Source organism: Burkholderia lata, from assembly GCF_000012945.1.
Classification (GTDB): domain Bacteria; phylum Pseudomonadota; class Gammaproteobacteria; order Burkholderiales; family Burkholderiaceae; genus Burkholderia; species Burkholderia lata.
The window spans coordinates 3087483-3106035 of the sequence record NC_007510.1; the positions used below are offsets into that span (position 1 = coordinate 3087483).

At 68.0% G+C, this 18553-nt stretch carries 19 protein-coding genes; 9 read left to right on the top strand and 10 right to left on the bottom strand.

The annotated features are described in order from the left end of the window. Window positions 1–292: 292 nt before the first annotated feature. Window positions 293–1729, bottom strand: a complete 1437-nt coding sequence (gene pyk / locus BCEP18194_RS19975) for a pyruvate kinase (protein ID WP_011353067.1) — start codon at window positions 1727–1729, stop codon at window positions 293–295. Between pyk and BCEP18194_RS42275 the strand changes: the two genes are divergently transcribed. Further along, window positions 1728–1856, top strand: coding sequence for a hypothetical protein (locus BCEP18194_RS42275; protein WP_260865387.1), 129 nt, complete (start codon window positions 1728–1730; stop codon window positions 1854–1856). The genes pyk and BCEP18194_RS42275 overlap by 2 nt on opposite strands. Window positions 1857–2013: 157 nt before the next feature. Here BCEP18194_RS42275 and BCEP18194_RS19980 read toward each other — a convergent pair whose 3' ends face one another. The 3 genes from BCEP18194_RS19980 to BCEP18194_RS19990 form a co-directional block, all read right to left on the bottom strand. Further along, complete coding sequence (locus BCEP18194_RS19980; protein ID WP_011353068.1) at window positions 2014–3210, bottom strand: phosphoglycerate kinase; 1197 nt, start codon at window positions 3208–3210, stop codon at window positions 2014–2016. 279 nt (window positions 3211–3489) lie between these two features. Further along, the gene (locus tag BCEP18194_RS19985; protein ID WP_011353069.1) at window positions 3490–3813 is read right to left on the bottom strand and encodes an AzlD domain-containing protein; all 324 of its coding nucleotides are present in this window, start codon (window positions 3811–3813) and stop codon (window positions 3490–3492) included. Then, window positions 3810–4565, bottom strand: a complete 756-nt coding sequence (locus tag BCEP18194_RS19990; protein ID WP_011353070.1) for an AzlC family ABC transporter permease — start codon at window positions 4563–4565, stop codon at window positions 3810–3812. The genes BCEP18194_RS19985 and BCEP18194_RS19990 overlap by 4 nt, the downstream gene beginning before the upstream one ends. 193 nt (window positions 4566–4758) lie before the next feature. Between BCEP18194_RS19990 and BCEP18194_RS19995 the strand changes: the two genes are divergently transcribed. The 6 genes from BCEP18194_RS19995 (at window position 4759) to BCEP18194_RS20020 (ending at window position 9328) form a co-directional block, all read left to right on the top strand. Beyond that, window positions 4759–5682 carry a branched-chain amino acid transaminase gene (locus BCEP18194_RS19995; protein WP_011353071.1) on the top strand — a complete coding sequence of 308 codons (924 nt, stop codon included), beginning with the start codon at window positions 4759–4761 and terminating at the stop codon, window positions 5680–5682. A 50-nt stretch (window positions 5683–5732) separates the two neighbouring features. Further along, the gene (locus tag BCEP18194_RS20000; RefSeq protein ID WP_006749970.1) at window positions 5733–5927 is read left to right on the top strand and encodes a zinc-finger domain-containing protein; all 195 of its coding nucleotides are present in this window, start codon (window positions 5733–5735) and stop codon (window positions 5925–5927) included. Window positions 5928–6076: 149 nt separating this feature from the next. Next, complete coding sequence (waaF, locus tag BCEP18194_RS20005; protein WP_041492938.1) at window positions 6077–7114, top strand: lipopolysaccharide heptosyltransferase II; 1038 nt, start codon at window positions 6077–6079, stop codon at window positions 7112–7114. Between the two features lie 115 nt (window positions 7115–7229). Then, window positions 7230–7676, top strand: a complete 447-nt coding sequence (locus BCEP18194_RS20010) for a nuclear transport factor 2 family protein (protein WP_011353073.1) — start codon at window positions 7230–7232, stop codon at window positions 7674–7676. 34 nt (window positions 7677–7710) lie between these two features. Then, the gene (locus BCEP18194_RS20015) at window positions 7711–8748 is read left to right on the top strand and encodes a hydrolase (protein WP_011353074.1); all 1038 of its coding nucleotides are present in this window, start codon (window positions 7711–7713) and stop codon (window positions 8746–8748) included. Next, window positions 8741–9328 carry a DUF2946 family protein gene (locus BCEP18194_RS20020; RefSeq protein ID WP_011353075.1) on the top strand — a complete coding sequence of 196 codons (588 nt, stop codon included), beginning with the start codon at window positions 8741–8743 and terminating at the stop codon, window positions 9326–9328. Before BCEP18194_RS20015 ends, BCEP18194_RS20020 begins: the two co-directional genes overlap by 8 nt. A 39-nt stretch (window positions 9329–9367) precedes the next feature. On the opposite strand, the gene BCEP18194_RS20025 is transcribed toward BCEP18194_RS20020, so the two are convergent. After that, window positions 9368–11062, bottom strand: coding sequence for a M48 family metalloprotease (locus BCEP18194_RS20025; RefSeq protein ID WP_041492939.1), 1695 nt, complete (start codon window positions 11060–11062; stop codon window positions 9368–9370). A 274-nt stretch (window positions 11063–11336) separates the two neighbouring features. Between BCEP18194_RS20025 and moaC the strand changes: the two genes are divergently transcribed. Both moaC and BCEP18194_RS20035 read left to right on the top strand, forming a co-directional pair. Continuing rightward, window positions 11337–11825, top strand: coding sequence for a cyclic pyranopterin monophosphate synthase MoaC (gene moaC, locus BCEP18194_RS20030; protein WP_011353077.1), 489 nt, complete (start codon window positions 11337–11339; stop codon window positions 11823–11825). A 90-nt stretch (window positions 11826–11915) separates the two neighbouring features. Next, window positions 11916–13121 carry a hypothetical protein gene (locus BCEP18194_RS20035; protein ID WP_011353078.1) on the top strand — a complete coding sequence of 402 codons (1206 nt, stop codon included), beginning with the start codon at window positions 11916–11918 and terminating at the stop codon, window positions 13119–13121. Window positions 13122–13323: 202 nt separating this feature from the next. On the opposite strand, the gene BCEP18194_RS20040 is transcribed toward BCEP18194_RS20035, so the two are convergent. The 5 genes from BCEP18194_RS20040 to sucD form a co-directional block, all read right to left on the bottom strand. Continuing rightward, window positions 13324–13674 (bottom strand): TonB family protein, encoded by a 351-nt coding sequence (locus tag BCEP18194_RS20040; protein ID WP_041492940.1) that lies wholly within the window; start codon window positions 13672–13674, stop codon window positions 13324–13326. Window positions 13675–14129: 455 nt separating this feature from the next. Further along, a complete protein-coding gene (locus BCEP18194_RS20045) occupies window positions 14130–15908 on the bottom strand; it encodes a PglL family O-oligosaccharyltransferase (protein WP_011353080.1) in 1779 nt (592 codons plus the stop codon). Window positions 15909–16061: 153 nt separating this feature from the next. Continuing rightward, window positions 16062–16658, bottom strand: a complete 597-nt coding sequence (locus BCEP18194_RS20050) for a pilin (RefSeq protein ID WP_011353081.1) — start codon at window positions 16656–16658, stop codon at window positions 16062–16064. A gap of 97 nt (window positions 16659–16755) precedes the next feature. Continuing rightward, the gene (locus BCEP18194_RS20055; RefSeq protein ID WP_011353082.1) at window positions 16756–17460 is read right to left on the bottom strand and encodes a TerC family protein; all 705 of its coding nucleotides are present in this window, start codon (window positions 17458–17460) and stop codon (window positions 16756–16758) included. A 155-nt stretch (window positions 17461–17615) separates the two neighbouring features. Beyond that, a complete protein-coding gene (gene sucD, locus BCEP18194_RS20060) occupies window positions 17616–18497 on the bottom strand; it encodes a succinate--CoA ligase subunit alpha (RefSeq protein WP_006477916.1) in 882 nt (293 codons plus the stop codon). Window positions 18498–18553 lie beyond the last annotated feature (56 nt).

Sequence of the window (18553 nt, forward strand, 5' to 3'; positions counted from 1 at the left end):
GTGCGCCCTGACGCCGGCGCGGCGCTCGCTCCCGTTCGACTCCGGGGTGGCGCGGCGCGGCTGAGCGTCGAATAGCGGCATTTTATCGCGAAGCGCCTCCGATTCCGACCGCCCGGTGGCGCCGACTCGCAATTTGTTACGTTCGCACGGCACAATGCGGGCAAAAAAGAGAAAAAAAGCCGCGTGGGGCTTCGGACCCCACGCGGCTTTCGCATGAAAAACGGTGCCGGATCGCTTTTTTCAGCCGATCCGGGCGGCCGGCCCGCAGGCCGGCCCGATGCTCAGTCGGCGCTCAATAGTGCTCGCCGACCCGCACGATCTTCAGCGTGTTGGTGCCACCCGCCTGCCCCATCGGCTCGCCGACGGTCAGCACGACCATGTCGCCGTGCTGCACGTAGCCCTGCTTGACGACGATCTCGAGCGCCGCCTGCAGCGCCGAGTCGCGGTCGCTGTTGAAGTCGACGTGCAGCGGCGTCACGTTGCGGTACAGCGCCATCGTGCGCTCGCTGCCGACGCGCGGCGTCAGCGCAAAGATCGGCACGTGCGTGTAGTGGCGCGACATCCACAGCGCGGTCGCGCCCGATTCGGTCAGCGCGATGATCGCCTTCGCACCCAGGTGGTACGCGGTGAACAGCGCGCCCATCGCGATCGACTGGTCGATCCGCGTGAACGTGCGGTCGAGGAAATCCTTGTCCAGCTCGACGTGCTCCGACTTTTCCGCCTCGACGCACACGGCCGCCATCGTCTCGATCGTCACGACCGGATACTTGCCGGCGGCCGTCTCGGCCGACAGCATCACCGCGTCGGTGCCGTCGAGCACCGCGTTCGCGACGTCCGACACTTCCGCGCGGGTCGGCACGGGTGCGTGGATCATCGATTCCATCATCTGCGTCGCGGTGATCACGAGCTTGTTCGACTCGCGCGCCATCCGGATCATCCGCTTCTGCAGTGCCGGCACGGCCGCGTTGCCCACTTCCACCGCGAGGTCGCCACGCGCGACCATGATGCCGTCGGACGCGTCGAGAATGCTTTGCAGCGCCGGGATCGCTTCCGCGCGCTCGATCTTCGCGATCATTTTCGGCTTGATGCCGTACGGCGCGCCCGCGATGTTCGCGAGCTGGCGCGCCATTTCCATGTCGGTCGCGTTCTTCGGGAACGACACCGCCACCAGGTCCGCGCCGAGCGACATCGCGGTGCGGATGTCTTCCATGTCCTTCGCGGTCAGCGCGGGCGCCGACAGGCCGCCGCCCTGGCGGTTGATGCCCTTGTTGTTCGACAGCTCGCCGCCCACCTTGACGATCGTGTGGATCTCGTCGCCGAGCACGCGCTCGACGGTCAGCACGATCAGGCCGTCGTTCAGCAGCAGCAGGTCGCCCGTGCGCAGGTCGCGCGGCAGTTCCTTGTAGTCGAGGCCGACGCGTTCGTCGTTACCCAGCTCGCAGCCCGCGTCGAGGATGAAGGCCTGGCCCGGCTCGAGCGTCGTCTTGCCGTTCTCGAACTTGCCGACGCGGATCTTCGGGCCCTGGAGGTCGGCCATGATCGCGATCTCGCGGCCGACCTTGCGGGCGGCCTCGCGCACCATCTCGGCGCGCTGGCGGTGATCGTCGGCCGTGCCGTGCGAAAAATTGAGCCGCACGACGTCGAGGCCCGCCTGCATCATCTGCAGCAGAATCTCCGGCGAACTGGAAGCCGGGCCGATCGTGGCGACTATCTTGGTGGCGCGCTGCATGAAACTCCTCATCTGGATCAAGGTGGATGCGCTGGGTGAAACGCTGCGAGAGCCGGAAACGGCGGGCCCAGCGGCGGCCGTTCCGGGGGGCGTGCCGGTGCTTGCGCCCGGCATCGCTTTGTTCTGAATCTCGTGGTGCTGCTCGGCCGCGTCGCCAGCGGCCGCCGGTGCGCGCGGGGCGGTGTTCGCCCGCGCGGGCGCGCGTTTGCGCTTGCCCGCGCCGGCCGGCTGCTCCGCTTTCACGGAGCGCGCGGCCTTCATCACCCCTGCGCGCGCCGCCACGCTCAGGCCGCCCGCGTTTCCAGCACTTCCACCGCCGGCAGCTTCTTCCCCTCGAGGAACTCGAGGAAGGCGCCGCCGCCCGTCGAGATGTAGCTGACCTGGTCATGGATGCCGTACTTGGCGATGGCCGCGAGCGTGTCGCCGCCGCCCGCGATCGAGAACGCGGACGATTTGGCGATCGCTTCCGCGAGCGTCTTGGTGCCGTTGCCGAACTGGTCGAACTCGAACACGCCGACCGGGCCGTTCCACACGATCGTGCCGGCCTTCTCGAGCTGGCTCGCGAGCGCCTTGGCCGTATCGGGGCCGATGTCGAGGATCATGTCGTCCGCTTCGATGTCGGCGACCTGCTTCACCGTGGCGACAGCCGTCGGCGAGAATTCCTTGGCCGTCACGACGTCGGTCGGGATCGGCACCGATGCGCCGCGCTCGCGTGCTTCGTCGATGATCGCCTTCGCCTCGTTGACGAGGTCGGCTTCCGCGAGCGACTTGCCGATCGACAGGCCGGCCGCGAGCATGAACGTGTTCGCGATGCCGCCGCCGACGATCAGCTGGTCGACCTTGCCGGCCAGCGACTTCAGGATCGTGAGCTTGGTCGATACCTTCGAGCCGGCGACGATCGCCACCAGCGGGCGGGCCGGGTTGCCGAGCGCCTTGCCGAGCGCGTCGAGTTCGGCGGCCAGCAGCGGGCCCGCGCACGCGACCGGCGCGTACTTCGCGATCCCGTGCGTGGTCGCTTCCGCGCGGTGCGCGGTGCCGAACGCGTCGTTCACGTACACGTCGCAGAGCTTCGCCATCTTCTGCGCGAGCTCGTCCGAATTCTTCTTCTCGCCCTTGTTCACGCGGCAGTTCTCGAGCAGTACGACCTGGCCCGGCGCGACGTTCACGCCGTTCTCGACCCAGTTCGACACGAGCGGCACGTCACGGCCGAGCAGCTCGGCGAGGCGCTTCGCGACCGGCGCGAGCGAATCTTCCGGCTTGAATTCGCCTTCGGTCGGGCGACCGAGGTGCGACGTGACCATCACGGCCGCGCCGGCGTCGAGCGCAGCCTGGATGGCCGGCACGGACGCGCGCACGCGCGTGTCTTCGGTGATGTTGCCCTGGTCGTCCTGCGGGACGTTCAGGTCGGCGCGGATGAATACCCGCTTGCCGGCGAGCTGGCCGGCGGCGATCAGGTCGGTAAGACGCTTGACTTGGCTCATGTTGGACAAATTGAAGTAGTGGATGGGGAAAGGGGGTTCACGCTGGACGTGCGCGGGCTGCCGCGAAAGGGCGCCGGATGCGGCCGTGGCTGGCGGTTCGCATGACGCGCACGGGTAAAAAATCTTGAACGGGCATTCTAGCCGATCCACCCGGCAGACTGACCCGCGGGCGGCGAATTCCGCCTATTTGGGATCGCGGGCGGGAACGGACATATTGCCGCAACGCAGCAATGCACCCGCGCGAGCGGCCGGCACCCGGCGGGCCTGAACGGCGGCCCATCAGAAGATCAGGCGCAACGCGGTGAACACGAGCATCCCGACGACGATCGTGCCGAGCATGCTGCGCCGCCACAAGAACCAGCCGAGGCCAGCGAGCGCCGCGTAGAACGGATGGTTGGACAGCGCGAACGACAGCCCGGCCGGCGTTTCGAGCACGTCGGGCAGCACGACGGCGACCAGCGCCGCCGCCGGCGCATAGCGCATGGCGCGCTGCGCGCGTTCGGGCAGCACCGTGCGTTCGCCGCCGATCAGGAACAGCGCGCGCGTGACGGCCGTGACGATCGTCATCCCGATGATGACGATCCAGATATCCGTCGCGCTCATTCGATTTCCTTTTCGTGCACGGTTTCGGTGCGGATGCGCCGCCAGTCGGCCCGCTCGACGAAGAAATCGGCCGTGCAGCCCGCCGCGAGCGCGGCGAGCACCGCAAGCGGCAGCGCGAGCCGGTACGGCAGGTCGAACGCGATCAGCGACACGACACCGGCGACCGCGACGGCCGCGAGCGTCGAACGGTTCGCGACCGCCGACACCATGATCGGGATCAGCGCGAGCGTGCCGGCCAGTTCCAGCCCCCAGCTCGCGGGGAAGAAGCTCGCGAGCAGGATGCCGGCGAGCGACGACACCTGCCACGACAGCCAGCTCGCGAGCGCCATCCCCCAGAAATACGCCTCCTTGCCGGGCACGTGGCCATACGCGAAGCCCTGTTTCTGGAACAGCAGGTAGATTACGTCGCCGTTGAAATAGCCGATCGCGAGGCGCCGCCACAGCGGCAGGTAGGAGAAATGGGGAGCAAGCCCGGCGCTGAAGATCACGAAGCGCGTGTTGACCATCGCGGCCGTGAGCAGGATGGTCCAGATCGGCAGCTTCGCCGCGAGGAGCGGCAGCACCGCGAGCTGCGACGAGCCCGCGTAGACCAGCAGCGACATCGCGCTCGCCTGCCCGAGTGTCATCACCGACTTGCTCATCGCGATGCCGGTGACGAGCCCCCACGAGAAAATCGCCATCAGCGTCGGGGAATAATCGCGCGCGCCCTGGATCAGCGCGAAGCGGTCGGTGGCGGACAATCGAGCGAGCATGGGAAGCGGGCCGCAGCGGGCGGTTCGTCGGGGCGCCGGCGCCTCCTGCCGGTACGACCCGTCGTTATTGGAATCGGTACCGGGCGATTATAGCGCCGGCCCCGCGCCGACCGACCGGATCGCCTTCAAATGACGCTAAAATAAGCGTCTTTCCGGCTCAACGCTGCATACAACCGCATCCCAGGAGAAATCTATGTCAATGGCCGACCGCGACGGCAAGATCTGGATGGACGGCAAGCTGATCGACTGGCGCGACGCCAAGATCCACGTCCTGACCCACACGCTGCACTACGGCATGGGCGTCTTCGAGGGCGTGCGCGCGTACAAGTCGGCCGACGGCAGCACCGCGATCTTCCGCCTGTACGAGCACACGAAACGTCTGCTGAATTCGGCGAAGATCTTCCAGATGGACGTGCCGTTCGACCGGGAAACGCTCGAAGCCGCGCAGCTCGAAGTCGTGCGCGAGAACAAGCTCGAGTCGTGCTACCTGCGCCCGATCATCTGGGTCGGCTCGGAAAAGCTCGGCGTGGCCGCGAAGGGCAACACGATCCACGTCGCGATCGCCGCTTGGCCGTGGGGCGCGTACCTCGGCGAGGAAGGCCTCGCGAAGGGCATCCGCGTGAAGACGTCGTCGTTCACGCGCCACCACGTGAACGTGTCGATGGTGCGCGCGAAGGCGTCGGGCTGGTACGTGAACTCGATCCTGGCGAACCAGGAAGCGACGGCCGACGGCTACGACGAAGCGCTGCTGCTCGACGTCGACGGCTACGTGTCGGAAGGCTCTGGCGAGAACTTCTTCCTGGTGAACAACGGCAAGCTGTACACGCCCGACCTGTCGTCGTGCCTCGACGGCATCACGCGCGATACCGTCATCACGCTCGCGAAGGACGCCGGCATCGAGGTGATCGAGAAGCGCATCACGCGCGACGAGGTCTACACGGCCGACGAGGCGTTCTTCACCGGCACGGCCGCTGAAGTCACGCCGATCCGCGAGCTCGACAACCGCACGATCGGCAGCGGCGCGCGCGGCCCCGTCACGGAAAAGCTCCAGTCGGCGTTTTTCGATATCGTGTCGGGCAAGAACGCGAAGTACGCGCACTGGCTGACGAAGGTCTGAGCGCGCCGCGCCACCGACCGCCCCACAAAAGAGTGATAAGAGAAAGTCTCATGAGTGAAATCAAGGAAATGCCGCTGGTCGAGCTGACGGCCAAGGATCTTCCCGCGTACTGCCCGAACCCGGCCATGGCGCGCTGGAGCGCCCACCCGCGCGTCTTCATCGACGTCTCGCACGGCGAAGCGCGCTGCCCGTACTGCGGCACGCGCTACAAGCTGCGTGACGGCGAGGTCGTCAAGGGCCACTGAGCCCCGGCGGCCGGGCCTGCAGGTTTGCAGGCCCGCCGACCCGCCAAGGCGGTGCAGCCGGATTGCCGGCGCGCCGCCGTTCTCCATTCTGGCAACCCGAACGCGGCGCCTGGGCGCCGTGCTTCATTACGACATCGGAAGTCGACCTGATGCGTCGAGCGCTGGTTATCGCACCGAACTGGATCGGTGACGCATTGATGGCGCAGCCACTTTTTGCGCTGCTGAAGAAAAACCATCCCCGCATCGCGATCGATGCCGTCGCACCCTCGTGGGTCGCGCCCGTGCTCGAACGGATGCCCGAGATCCACGATGTCTACGCGACCGATCTCGCGCACGGCAAGCTGCAGTTGCTGCGCCGCTGGCAACTCGCGAGCGATCTGCGCGACGTCGGCTACGACGCGGCGTACGTGCTGCCGAATTCGCTGAAATCCGCGGTGATCCCGTGGCTCGCGAACATCCCGCTGCGGGTCGGCTACACGGGCGAGCACCGCTACGGGCTGCTGAACGTGCGGCACGCGAACCCCGACAAGTCGGGCGAGCGCCCGCCGATGACGACGCACTACGCGGCGCTCGCGTACGCGCCGGGCGCGAAGCTGCCCGAGTCGATGAAGACGCTGCCCGCGCCGCGCCTCGACGCCGATCTCAACGAGACGGCGCGCGTGTCCGCGCGTTTCAATCTCGATACACGCAAGCCGCTCGTCGTGTTCTGCCCCGGCGCGGAATACGGCCCGGCCAAGCGCTGGCCGCCCGAACACTTCGCGTCGCTCGCCACCATCGTCCATCAGTCGTTCCCGTACACGCAGATCGTCGCGCTCGGTTCGCAGAAGGATGCCGCGGCTGCGCAGGCGATCGCCGACCACGCACCGAACGTGCGCAACCTGTGCGGGCAGACGTCGCTGTCGGAGGCCTGCGCACTGATCGCGCGCGCGAACGCGGTGGTCACCAACGATTCGGGGCTGATGCACGTTGCCGCCGCGCTACGCCGGCCGCTCGTCGCGCTGTACGGATCGACCGATCCGCGCCACACCCCTCCGCTGTCGGACCTGGCGAAGGTACAATGGCTTCATCTCGAATGCAGTCCCTGCTTCGAACGCGAGTGCCCGCTCGGCCACCTGAAGTGCCTGCGCGAACTCGGTCCCGAGCAGGTATTCGGCGATTTGCGCGGCATGCTCGTCGGGCAACGCTGACCCTGGCCGGCAGCGTCGCACGGCGCGCCGGGCAATCCGATTCACCGGTGTACGGCGGCTCCATGCGGGCCGCCGTGCTGAATACGGCGCGCGACGCGCGCGAGAGATAACCCCGATGCCACGTTTTGCCCGCCTCTTCGAAGCCGCCGCCGATACGCTGAACGCCTACTACCAGGCCGTCGCCGATGCCAATCTCGACGCGCTGCTGGAATTGTGGATCGACGAGGATTTCGCCAGCTGCGTATGGGCGGACGGCGAGCATCTGCACGGCCTCGACCAGATCCGCAGCGGGCTCGCCAACCGGCTGGCCACGCGCCCCGTGACGATCGAGCCGCTCGACATCCGCGTGTACGACAGCCTCGGCACGGTCGTCTATACGATCGCCGAAGCACATCAGCAGGCCGACCTGACGGCCGAACCCGACATGGTTTTCGCGACGTACGTGATGATTCACGAACGTGGCGAGTGGCGCATCGCGCATATTCACGCGAGCCCGATTCCTGAACAAGCGGCCGGACAATTCGCCGCGAAGATCCGTCACGGGCAGGGTCCGCTGCACTGACGAAAAGACGAAGCAACGCATACGCGGGGCGATCATGAGTACGGCTTCTCCGCCCACCTCGCCGCTGACCGGGGCTCCGGCCCCCGACGACGACATTCTGCGCTATCGCGCACCACGCTGGCTGCCTAACAGCCATGCGCAAACCATCGTGCCCGCGCTGTTCGCGCGGCGTCCCGTCGTCGCTTACCGACGAGAGCGATGGGAAACCCCCGACCACGACTTCATCGATCTCGACTGGGTCGCGCATCTCGACAGCGCGGCGCCGCGGCCCGATGCGCCGCTATTCGTGCTGTTCCACGGCCTCGAAGGCAGCTCCGGCTCGCACTACGCGCTCGCGATGATGGCCGCCGCGCGCGCGAAGGGCTGGCACGCCGTCGTGCCGCACTTCCGCAGTTGCAGCGGCGAGATCAACCGCCAGCCGCGCTTCTACCATCTCGCCGACAGCGCCGAAGTCGACTGGATCCTGCGCCGGCTTGCCGCGCAGCATCGCGGGCCGCTCGTCGCGGCCGGCGTGTCGCTCGGCGGCAATGTGCTGCTGCGTTGGCTCGGCGAGCATCGCAGCGACACGTCAATCCTGCGGGCCGCCGCCGCGATCTCGACGCCGATCGACGTGCATGCCGGCGGGCGCGCGCTATCGCAAGGCTTTGCGATGGTCTACACGCGCAGCTTCCTGAAAACGCTCAAGCGCAAGGCGCTCGCGAAACTCGACCAGTACCCGGGGCTGTTCGACCGTGAAGCCATGCTGCAGGCCGTGACGATGCGCGACTTCGACGAGATCGTGACCGCGCCGCTGCACGGTTTCGCGGATGCGGACGACTACTGGACCCAGGCGACGACACGGCCGCTGCTACCCGCGATCGACGTGCCGACGCTGATTCTCAACGCCCGCAACGACCCGTTCCTGCCCGAATCGGCGCTGCCCGGCCCGGCCGACGTATCGCCGGCCGTCGAGCTCGACCAGCCCGCGGCAGGCGGCCATGCGGGATTCATGACCGGGCCGTTCCCCGGCCGCCTCGACTGGCTGTCGGCGCGGGTGTTCGGCTATTGCTCCAAATTCGTCGACCATGGATGACATCGTCAGGCAGGCCCTCGCCAAATGGCCGAACGTGCCGCACTGTACCGGCTGGCTGCTGCTCGATCGGCGCGGCGAATGGCGGCTGCGCGACGACGCGGCGCAGGCGGCCGGCGAACTCGGCTCGCCGATCCGGCATGCGGCGCTGAACGCGTTCATCGGCCGCAACTATGAATGCGACGCGCAAGGCCAGTGGTTCTTCCAGAACGGGCCGCAGCGCGTGTACGTCGAGCTCGCCTACACGCCGTGGGTCGTCCGGCTCGCCGAGCGCGACGGACAGCTCACGCTCACCGACCAGACCGGCACGCCGTTCGAACCGGACGAAGCCTGGCTCGACGACGCGGGTGGCGTGCTGTTTCGCGCGGCGGGCGCAGCGCCGCGCATCGCGGCGCTGCATGACCATGACCTCGGGCTGTTCGCCGATCACGCGGATTTCGACGCCGCGCCACCGGTGCTGCGCTGGCGCGACAGCCGCACGCTCCCGCTCGGCAGCATCGTCTGCGCGGACGTGCCTGCGCGATTCGGCTATGTCGCAAGCCCGGCGCAACAGGCCCGCGACACGGCTGACGGCGGCAACTGACCCGCAGCGGTCTCGCCCGCGCTTGCCGCGCGCCGGCCGCTACCCGCGGCCGTTCTTCTCGTCTTCGCGCTCTTCCTTGTAGCGCGCTTCGAATTCCAGCAGCCGAGCACCGATCATCGACTGCTCGTAGAACGACACGTCTTTCGCATCGCGCGCTTCCTTCAGTTGGCGAATCGCCGACGGCCACGCGCCGTCGAGCGCAAGCTTCTCCGCGAGCGCGCGGCGCCGCGCCAGCAGGTCGCCCTTGCCGTCGCTCGCCTTCGCGAGATAGTCCCACCAGTCCGGCTGTTCGGGGTCGGCCTTCGCCTGCGCGCGGGCCTGCGCCTGCGCTTCACCGAAACGGCGCGCCGCGATCAGCGCCTGAAGATGCGTGACGATCGCGGCGTGCGATGCCGGCCAGCGGCGCTGCGCGAGCGCCGCAAGTCGCACCGCGTCGTCGGCCCGACCCGCGCGGCGCGCGATGTCGGCGGCCAGCACGTCGAGGCTCGGCGAACTCGTCGCCGGATCGTCCTCGCGCCGCTCGCGCGCGTCGAACGCGCTGCGCGCCGACGCAAGTGCCTTGCCGGCGGCGTCATACTCGCCGAGCAGCGCATCCGCGAGCGCAATGCCGTACCAGTTCGCCGCGACGTTCGGCGCGGTGCGATCGTCGATCTCGAACTGCATTCGCCGCGCCTCGGCCGCGATGTCGGTCGGCGCGCGGTTCTGCAGGACGCGCAGCCGCGCGCGCACGAAACCGTACTCGGGCGACTGGCGCGGCTGCCGGTACGGCGCGCGGCGCGCGCGATCCTCCATGTCGGCGATCCGCTCGCCGGTCAGCGGGTGCGTGCGCGCGTACGCCGGCACGCCCGCATCGCCCATCGACGCGCGGTCGAGCCGCTCGAAGAAGCCCGGCATCCCGTACGGGTCATAGCCCGCGCCCGCGAGCAACTGGAAACCGACACGATCGGCCTCGCGCTCGGCCGATCGCGAAAAGCGCAGCTGGTTGTCCACCGCATATGCCTGCCCGCCCACCGCGATCGCACTCCCGAGGTCGCCGCTTCTCGCGAGCACGCCGGCCAGCACGCCGAGCAGCATCGTCGCGAGCGCCGTATAGCCGGTTTTCTCGTTCGCACCGATCATCCGCGCGATGTGCCGCTGCAGCACGTGCCCCATCTCGTGGCCGACCACCGATGCGAGTTCCGACTCCGTCTGTGTCGTGACGACGAGGCCACTGTTGATCCCGATGAAGCCGCCCGGCATCGAGAATGCGTTGATCTGCGGATCGCGAACCGGGAACAGGTCGAAGTCCGGCGTGTAGCCGCCGATGAAGCGCGCGGCCGCCGCGGCCGCGAGCCGCGCCGCCATCGCATTCAGGTAGTCGCGCACGAGCCAGTCGTCGAGATAGTCGGGATCGCGCCGCACTTCGCGCATTACGCGCTCGCCGAGCCGGCGCTCGGCCTGAGGCGTCAGCGAACCGCCGGAACCGTCGCCCAGGTCGGGCAGCTCGAGCGAGCGAAGCGGCGCCCGCAGGCTCGCGGCCGGCGCCGACGCGCCGCCGGTGTCCGAAAACCGGCTCTCCGCCCCGCCGTACGTGCCGAACACGCCGGCCGCGATGCCGGACGGCACCGTGGAAATCGACCGGGCGCCGCCGGCCGCCGATTCGAGCGGCGGCGCGGACGCACTCTGCGCATGGCCGCTCGGCGGCAATGCGAGCGCCACCGACAGCGACACGGCAAGCAACTGTTTGACACGCATGGCAGGATGAAAACGACGCCGTCCCGCGCGCCGGGCGCGCATCGCGGCGTTTGGTCTGAATATTCGGGTCATTGTACCGGCGACATCGCGACTGTCCCGTGCGGGATGCGCGCCATCTGCATACCCGGCGCCGCGAATGCCACTGCTATGATAGGCGCCCGTTGAAACGTTGGATCGGATCGGGGCGCGGGGACTGGATACGGCGCCCTGCCCGATCGCGAAGCAGGATCGCGGGACGTGCTCGCGCGAGCACACCGTTCCACTGGAGCATGACATGTCAGGACTCACCCATTTCGATGCCTCCGGCCATGCGCACATGGTCGACGTCGGCGGCAAGCAGGAAACCCAACGCATCGCGATCGCGCGCGGCACGATCCGGATGCTGCCGGCTACGTTCGCGCTGATCCGCGACGGCAAGGCCAAGAAAGGCGACGTGCTCGGCGTCGCGCGCATCGCAGCCATCCAGGGCGCCAAGCGCACGGCCGACCTGATTCCGCTGTGCCACCCGCTCGCACTGACGCGCGTGGCCGTCGACTTCGAACTCGACGACGCGCTGCCGGGCGTCCACTGCGTCGTGCAGGTCGAGACGTTCGGCCGCACCGGCGTCGAGATGGAAGCGCTGACTGCCGTGCAGGTCGGGCTGCTGACCGTCTACGACATGTGCAAGGCCGTCGATCGCGGGATGGTGATCACCGATGTGAGCGTGCGCGAGAAGCGCGGCGGGAAGTCGGGGGACTGGAAGGCGGAAGACACGGCGGGTTAAGCGCCAACAGCAACAGCAGCCATTCACGGGGCATCGTCGGCCGTAGCGAGGCCCCGTTCGAACGATAAAAACCAGAAAAACCCATCACGAATGAAGAACCTCACGCTGAAAATCGGCGCGCCGCTGCTGTGCGCGCTTTCCCTGCTGCCGTCCATCGCATCGGCCGCCGGCGCCTGCCCCGCCGCCGACACCGCCGCGCGCGCGGCCATCGACGCGCAGCACCGCGTCCAGCAGATCCGTATTCCGCCGAGCGACGGCGGCGGCGTCGACATTCCGCCGCCGCTGCGCGACGCGCTGCGTGCGTACAAGCAGGCGCTCGTCGGCACGATCGACGCGCGGCTCGCGTGCAGCGACGAGCAAGTCGACCCGGCCGCACTGAAGCGCACGCTCGCGGCCGCACTCGGCGTGCCGGCCCGGCCCGTCCAGCCGAAAGACGGCGAATCGGCGTTCGGCCGCAATCCGGACGTCGACGTCGAACGCGGCGGCACGTCCCGCCCGTTGCTGTTCGTGCGCGCCGGCTTCGACATCGCATGCGGCGACGACAACCTGCTGACCGCGTATGCATGGGAAAACGGCGCCTGGCGGCGCGTGCTGCGCTGGCAGGCCGACAACTACAAGGACATCGGCGGCGCGTACGGCAGCGGGTTCTGGTTCTCGGCGCTGCCCGGCGGGCAGGTCGCGGTCGTCCACGGCACGCCGTGGTGCGCGTCGCGCTGGAGCCAGTTCGCCGCGGACGTGGTCGCACCGGCCAACGGCTCGGCTGCGCAACGCACGGTGTTCCATTCGGAGAACAGCTACGTACTCGACGAAAACCCGATCCGGTTCAAGGTACGCCCCGACGGCTTCGAAGTGCGCGCGACAGTCGGCTCGAGGGACAGTGACGTGATGACACGGCCGGGCGTCTTCCGCTATCGCGTCGACGGCGGCACCGTGCAGCGCGTACAGCCCGTTGCGCTCAACGGCCGCGATTTCGTCGACGAATGGCTGAAGGCGGACGATGCGCTGGCGCGCGAATGGAGCGAGCCCGCCGCCGCAGCGGCCGCGCTGAAAGGCCGGCAGGCATTCGAAAAGGCCAGCAAGGCGGCCGACCGGGGGTTCGCGTACGGCCCGGTGCGCGGCTGCTCGGACAGCAAGGACCGCTTTCAGGTCGAACTCGATCTGACGGGCTCCACCGGGGAAACGGTCGCGCGGCACTATGCGCTGATTCGCCAGGAGCGCAACGGGTTCACGCTGCTCGGGCTGAGCACGGCGGCCGAGCCGGCTTGCCGCGGCGCGAACCTGATGCCGCAGCACTGAACGTGGGGCGCGCGTGCTGCAACGGCCGCGCGTATTGACTGTCGACGGCCATGCGCGGCGGTAGAAAAATTGGACTGCTCGATCCACCAGGAGGCCAACGGCTTCACGACACCCGATTCAGATTACAGGACGCGCCAAAGCCAACGTGCCGCGGCACGACCCTGACGCCGCAGCACCGCACCGTACGCAGGCCCCCGGTTCGTCAGTTGCCGCGCTGCGGCTCGAACACGAACGGTTGGGTCAGCAGGAACGGGTTCGCGGTCGCGCCCGTCTGCACGCAGGTCGCGTGCGTCATCGCTTCGATGGCCGCGCGATCGGCCGCCGCATTGCGGCTGCTCGTCGTCACGGTGACGTTCTGCGCTTCGCCGGATGTCGTCATCAGCGCGCGCACGAGCACGGTCGCCGGGCGCGTAAGCGGCTTTGCGGTATCCGGATAGACGGCGCGCGGAATGTGGCACGTCAGCTTGCTTTCCTGCGACGACGACAGCATCGCGCAGCCGGAAAACAGCATCGCAACGGCGGGCAGGATCAGGTAGGTCGAGCGAATAGCCATGGTCGAATATCGTTCTTCAATACTGTTCCGGACGCACGTGCCGCGGGCCGGGAAACATTGCCCGGCCGCATCGCATGCGTCCCACTGCGCCGCGGCCATCGGACCGGCGCCCCGTTACGGCCGCACGGCCGATCGATGCTCGGCCGCGATCCTGCGTAGCGGACTTCCCCGTTGGCCGGGGTATTGCCTGTGTTCGCTGCGTGCCCCGCCCCACACGGGCCGGCTCGCAAGCACTTTCGCGCATTGTGCACGCGTGGCCCGTCGAGCGGCGGCGATTTGACAATGGTTGACGCGAATCGCCGCGCCTTCAGCCGGAATCCCCGCAATCCACGAGGTAATCGATACGCGGCCGGATTCGCCGGGTTCGCGCCGGGCGCTAACGCCCGACGCGCACCACGGCTTCCTCACGGTGCAGCACATGCCGGCATTCCCCGTTCCGGCAGGCGCTGCACGCATCAATCCGAATCGTCGTCGTCCTCGTCGTCGGCCGCATCGGCCGGCACTTCGCCGTACTTCGCGACGACTGCCGCCTTGAACGGCTTCAGCGCCGGCTGCTGGTCGCACAGCTTGTACAGCGCCGCCAATTGCTGCGGCCAGTCCTTCAACTCCTTCGCAAACACATGCAGGTGCGCGACGGTGTCGAGCGCGTCGGCCTCGCGGCCGGCCAGCGCCTGCAGCACCGCATACCGGCGCAGCACCGTCTCGCCGGGCAGCAGCGCGATCGCACGCTCATGCGCAGCGAGCTTGGCCGGCAGGTCATCCGCCGAAATCGGGAGCAGCGTGGCCGCGCCGTATTCACCCCACGCGCCGAACAGCAGCGACGGCGCATCGCGGTATTGCGCGGCCGGATCGCTGCCGTAGTACAGCACTTCCGCGCGCTGGTAGTCGCGCAACACCGGCACCGCCGCCAGCACGCCGCCGACCGACAGCACCGCGAACAGCCCGAATGCCGCACGCCCCGGCAGGATGCGCAGCGGCTTCACCTCGAGCAGCCCGATCACGAACATCGCCGGCAACAGGAAGAACATGTACTGCTGCGGATACTCGACCAGCGCGTGCATCAGCAGGATGCCGATCAGCGCGAAGCCGAACACGCGCATGCTCGACTGCGGCGCGCGCACTGCACGCACGAACCACGTCACGAGCGCGACGACGAGCACGCCGAGGCCGACAAGGCCGGACTTCGCGAGCAGGTCGATGAAGATGTCATGCGAGTTGTTCGCGATCTCGACGCCGCCGAGCGAGCGCACGAGCGCGAACTGGTGCGACGGGAACTCGCCCCAGCCGACACCGAGCAGCGGATGCTCGCGGAACATCGCGAGCCCGTACTTCCACAGCGCGAGGCGCGGCGCGATCTGCCCCGCGTCACGCATCCGGTCAGCCGCGGATTCCGCGAGACCCAGGTGGTAGTGGACGTTCGCCCAGCGCACCGCGACGTTCACCGCGATGAACGCCACCGCAAGCACGACCGGGATCGCCCACGCGCGCGCATTGCCCGGCGCGCGGCGCGATTCGAGCCACGCCATCCAGAAACCCGCGACGACCATCACCGCGACCTGCAGCCACGGCCCGCGCGACACCGTCAGCGCAAGGCCGACCGACAGCACGATCGACAGCACGAGCCACGCCCACACCGCGAGCCGGCGCGTCTGCACGAGATACAGCGCGCCCGCGAGCGCGAATGCAATGTAGCTGGCCAGATGGTTCGCCTGCGCCATGTTGCCGTACGGCCGGCGATCGACCGCGACGTTGTACATCACGACGAACGGCGACAGCGCCGACTCGAGGTGGAACAACTGCACGATTTGCGTTCCGACCGCGAACACGCCGCCGATAAGCAGCGCGCCGGCCATCATCCGCGACACGGCCTCGGCCAGCCCGTCGCGCGCGAGCGTATAGCCGGCCTGCATCGCGACCAGCGCGGCGGCGAGATAGCCGACCGCCAGCCAGTTCATCGACGGCACCTTGAGCGGGATCAGCGCGACCTGCGCGATGAGCACCACGGCGAACCCGAGCGGCGCGACGAACGCGGCCGGCGCGGCAAACGGCTCGGCCGGGCGGCCCGTACGCGCGAGCAGCACGACGGACACCCCCACCAGCAGATACAGCACCAGCGCGGAAAACTCGGAATAGAAAGTCGGGATCGGATACGTGTGATTCGTGATCGCGTACGGCACGATCAGGGCGACAGCCAGCGCAACGAGCGGCAACGAACGGGAAAAAGTAGAAGGCATGAGCGAACCGGATGTCAGCAACCGGCGCACTATACAAAACTTTCCCTCCTCTGTGCGGGGCCTTCGCGCCGCGACCCGACGCGGAGCGGCCGTCACGACCGGATGAAGCGGCGGGCGGCATGCCGCCCGCGCAGCCCTGCTCCGCCACCGGCACTACGCGCGGCACTCCGCCGGTGCATATTTCGCTGGCAACGTCGCGGCGTCACCCGGCAATGGCCCGGCTCCCGGTGCCGGCAGCGACGATGCATCCTTGCCGGCCGCAAAGCACTCCCACGCGATCGCACCGGCTTGCATCGCGCCCTTTTTGAGCGGCACGCGGGCGGTGGGCGCATCGGCCTTGTCGGGCGCGGACGGCACGAGCACCAGCGTATTGGCGCCGGCCGCGGTGACGCGCGTGGTGAATGCGACCGTAATCTGGCCGGTCTCGCCGTCGATCGCTACCGATTCGACGTTGCGGGTCGCGGCAGGCGGGCTGTAGCCGCCGTCGAGGCTCGCGCCGCTCGAGGCGTTGTCGGCGACGGCGAGCCGCGCGGACGACGCGAGCGCAAGGCCCTCGCCGACGCGCGAGCGCGCAAGGTAATCCTGGTAAGCGGGTATCGCATACGCCGCGATCACACCGACGATCGCCAGCACGATCATCAGTTCGATCAGCGTAAAGCCGGCCGGCCGCCAGCGCGGCGACGGCCGGTTCGCGCGCCGCAGATCGGCGGCCACGCGACGGAACAGGGAAACGGAAAAAGCTTCGAACATGGCAGGCTCCGGAAACGAAAAACGCCTGCCGGTAAAGGCAGGCGTCTCGATCGTAGCCAGCGGGCCGTGAATCCGGCAGTCGGCCGGACGGCCAGTGTCAGTGCGCGTGCGGTACGTCGCGGCGCTTCCTGAGCGTGTAACCGATCGCCACGACGAACAGCGCGCCCGCGATGCTCGCGCCGTAGAGGACCTCCGGCGTATCGAGCACCGGCCAGCGGTCGCCGACCGGGTCATTCACGATCAGCCCGCCCGCGATCCAGCCGAGCAGCCCGGCGCCGAACGCCACGACGACCGGGAAACGGTCGAGCAGCTTCAGCACCAGCGTGCTGCCCCACACGATGATCGGCACGCTGACGACGAGCCCGAAGATCACGAGCGCGATCCGGTGCGACGGGTCGGCCTGTTCGGCCGCGCCCGCGATCGCGATCACATTGTCGAGGCTCATCACCGCATCGGCGATCACGATCGTCTTCACGGCGTCCCACAGCTGGCTGGCCGGCTTGATGTCGTCGTGCGCATCGCCGGCCGGCGCCATCAGCTTGATGCCGATCCACAGCAGCAGCAGACCGCCGCCGAGTTTCAGGAACGGCACGTCGAGCAGTGCGACCGCGAACGTGATCAGCGCGATGCGCAGCAGGATCGCCCCCGCAGTACCCCAGATGACGCCGCGCAGCCGCTGGTTCGCAGGCAGGTTGCGGCATGCGAGCGCGATGACGACCGCGTTGTCGCCGCCGAGCAGGATATCGATGATGATGATCTGGAGAACGGCGCCCCAGTGGAGCGACGTCAGGAATTCGAGCATGGCGTGACGGGCAGGACAGCGGCCGCCCGCGGGCGACCCGGTTCATCGCCGGCACATGCGCGATGCATGCCCGGTGCTTACGAATTCATTGCGCGAGCATAACAAAAAACGCCGGCAAAGCCGGCGTTTTCTGCAGGACGAACCCAGGGGAAATATTACAGCGCCTTCTTCAGCAGACGGCCCATTTCCGACGGGTTGCGCGTGACGGTGATGCCGCACGCTTCCATGATTTCCAGCTTCGCTTCGGCCGTATCCGCACCGCCCGAGATCAGCGCGCCGGCGTGGCCCATGCGCTTGCCCGGAGGCGCCGTGACGCCAGCGATGAAGCCGACGACCGGCTTCTTCATGTTGTCCTTGATCCACTCTGCCGCATTGGCTTCGTCCGGACCGCCGATTTCGCCGATCATCACGACTGCGTCCGTATCCGGATCGTCGTTGAACATCTTCATCACGTCGATGTGCTTCAGACCGTTGATCGGGTCGCCGCCGATACCGACTGCCGACGACTGGCCGAGGCCGAGTGCCGTCAGCTGGGCAACCGCTTCATACGTCAGCGTGCCCGAACGCGACACGACGCCGATGCGGCCCTTGCGGTGGATGTGGCCCGGCATGATGCCGATCTTCAGTTCGTCCGGCGTGATCGTGCCCGGGCAGTTCGGCCCGAGCAGCAGCGTCTTGCGGCCTTCGCGACGCATGCGGTCCTTCACTTCGATCATGTCGCGGACGGGGATGCCTTCCGTGATACAGATCGCGAGATCCAGATCGGCTTCGACCGCTTCCCAGATCGCAGCTGCTGCGCCTGCCGGCGGAACGTAGATGACCGACACGGTCGCGCCGGTTTCTGCCTTCGCTTCCTTGACGCTTGCGTAGATCGGAATGCCTTCGAAATCTTCGCCGGCCTTCTTCGGGTTCACGCCCGCGACGAATGCTTCGCGGCCGTTTGCGTATTCACGGCAGGCGCGCGTATGGAACTGACCGGTTTTGCCGGTAATGCCCTGCGTGATGACCTTCGTGTCCTTGTTGATCAGAATCGACATGTATTTTGACCTCTGTTCGATTGGCGTCGCGTGCAAACCGCGCCGCCAGCGTGTTC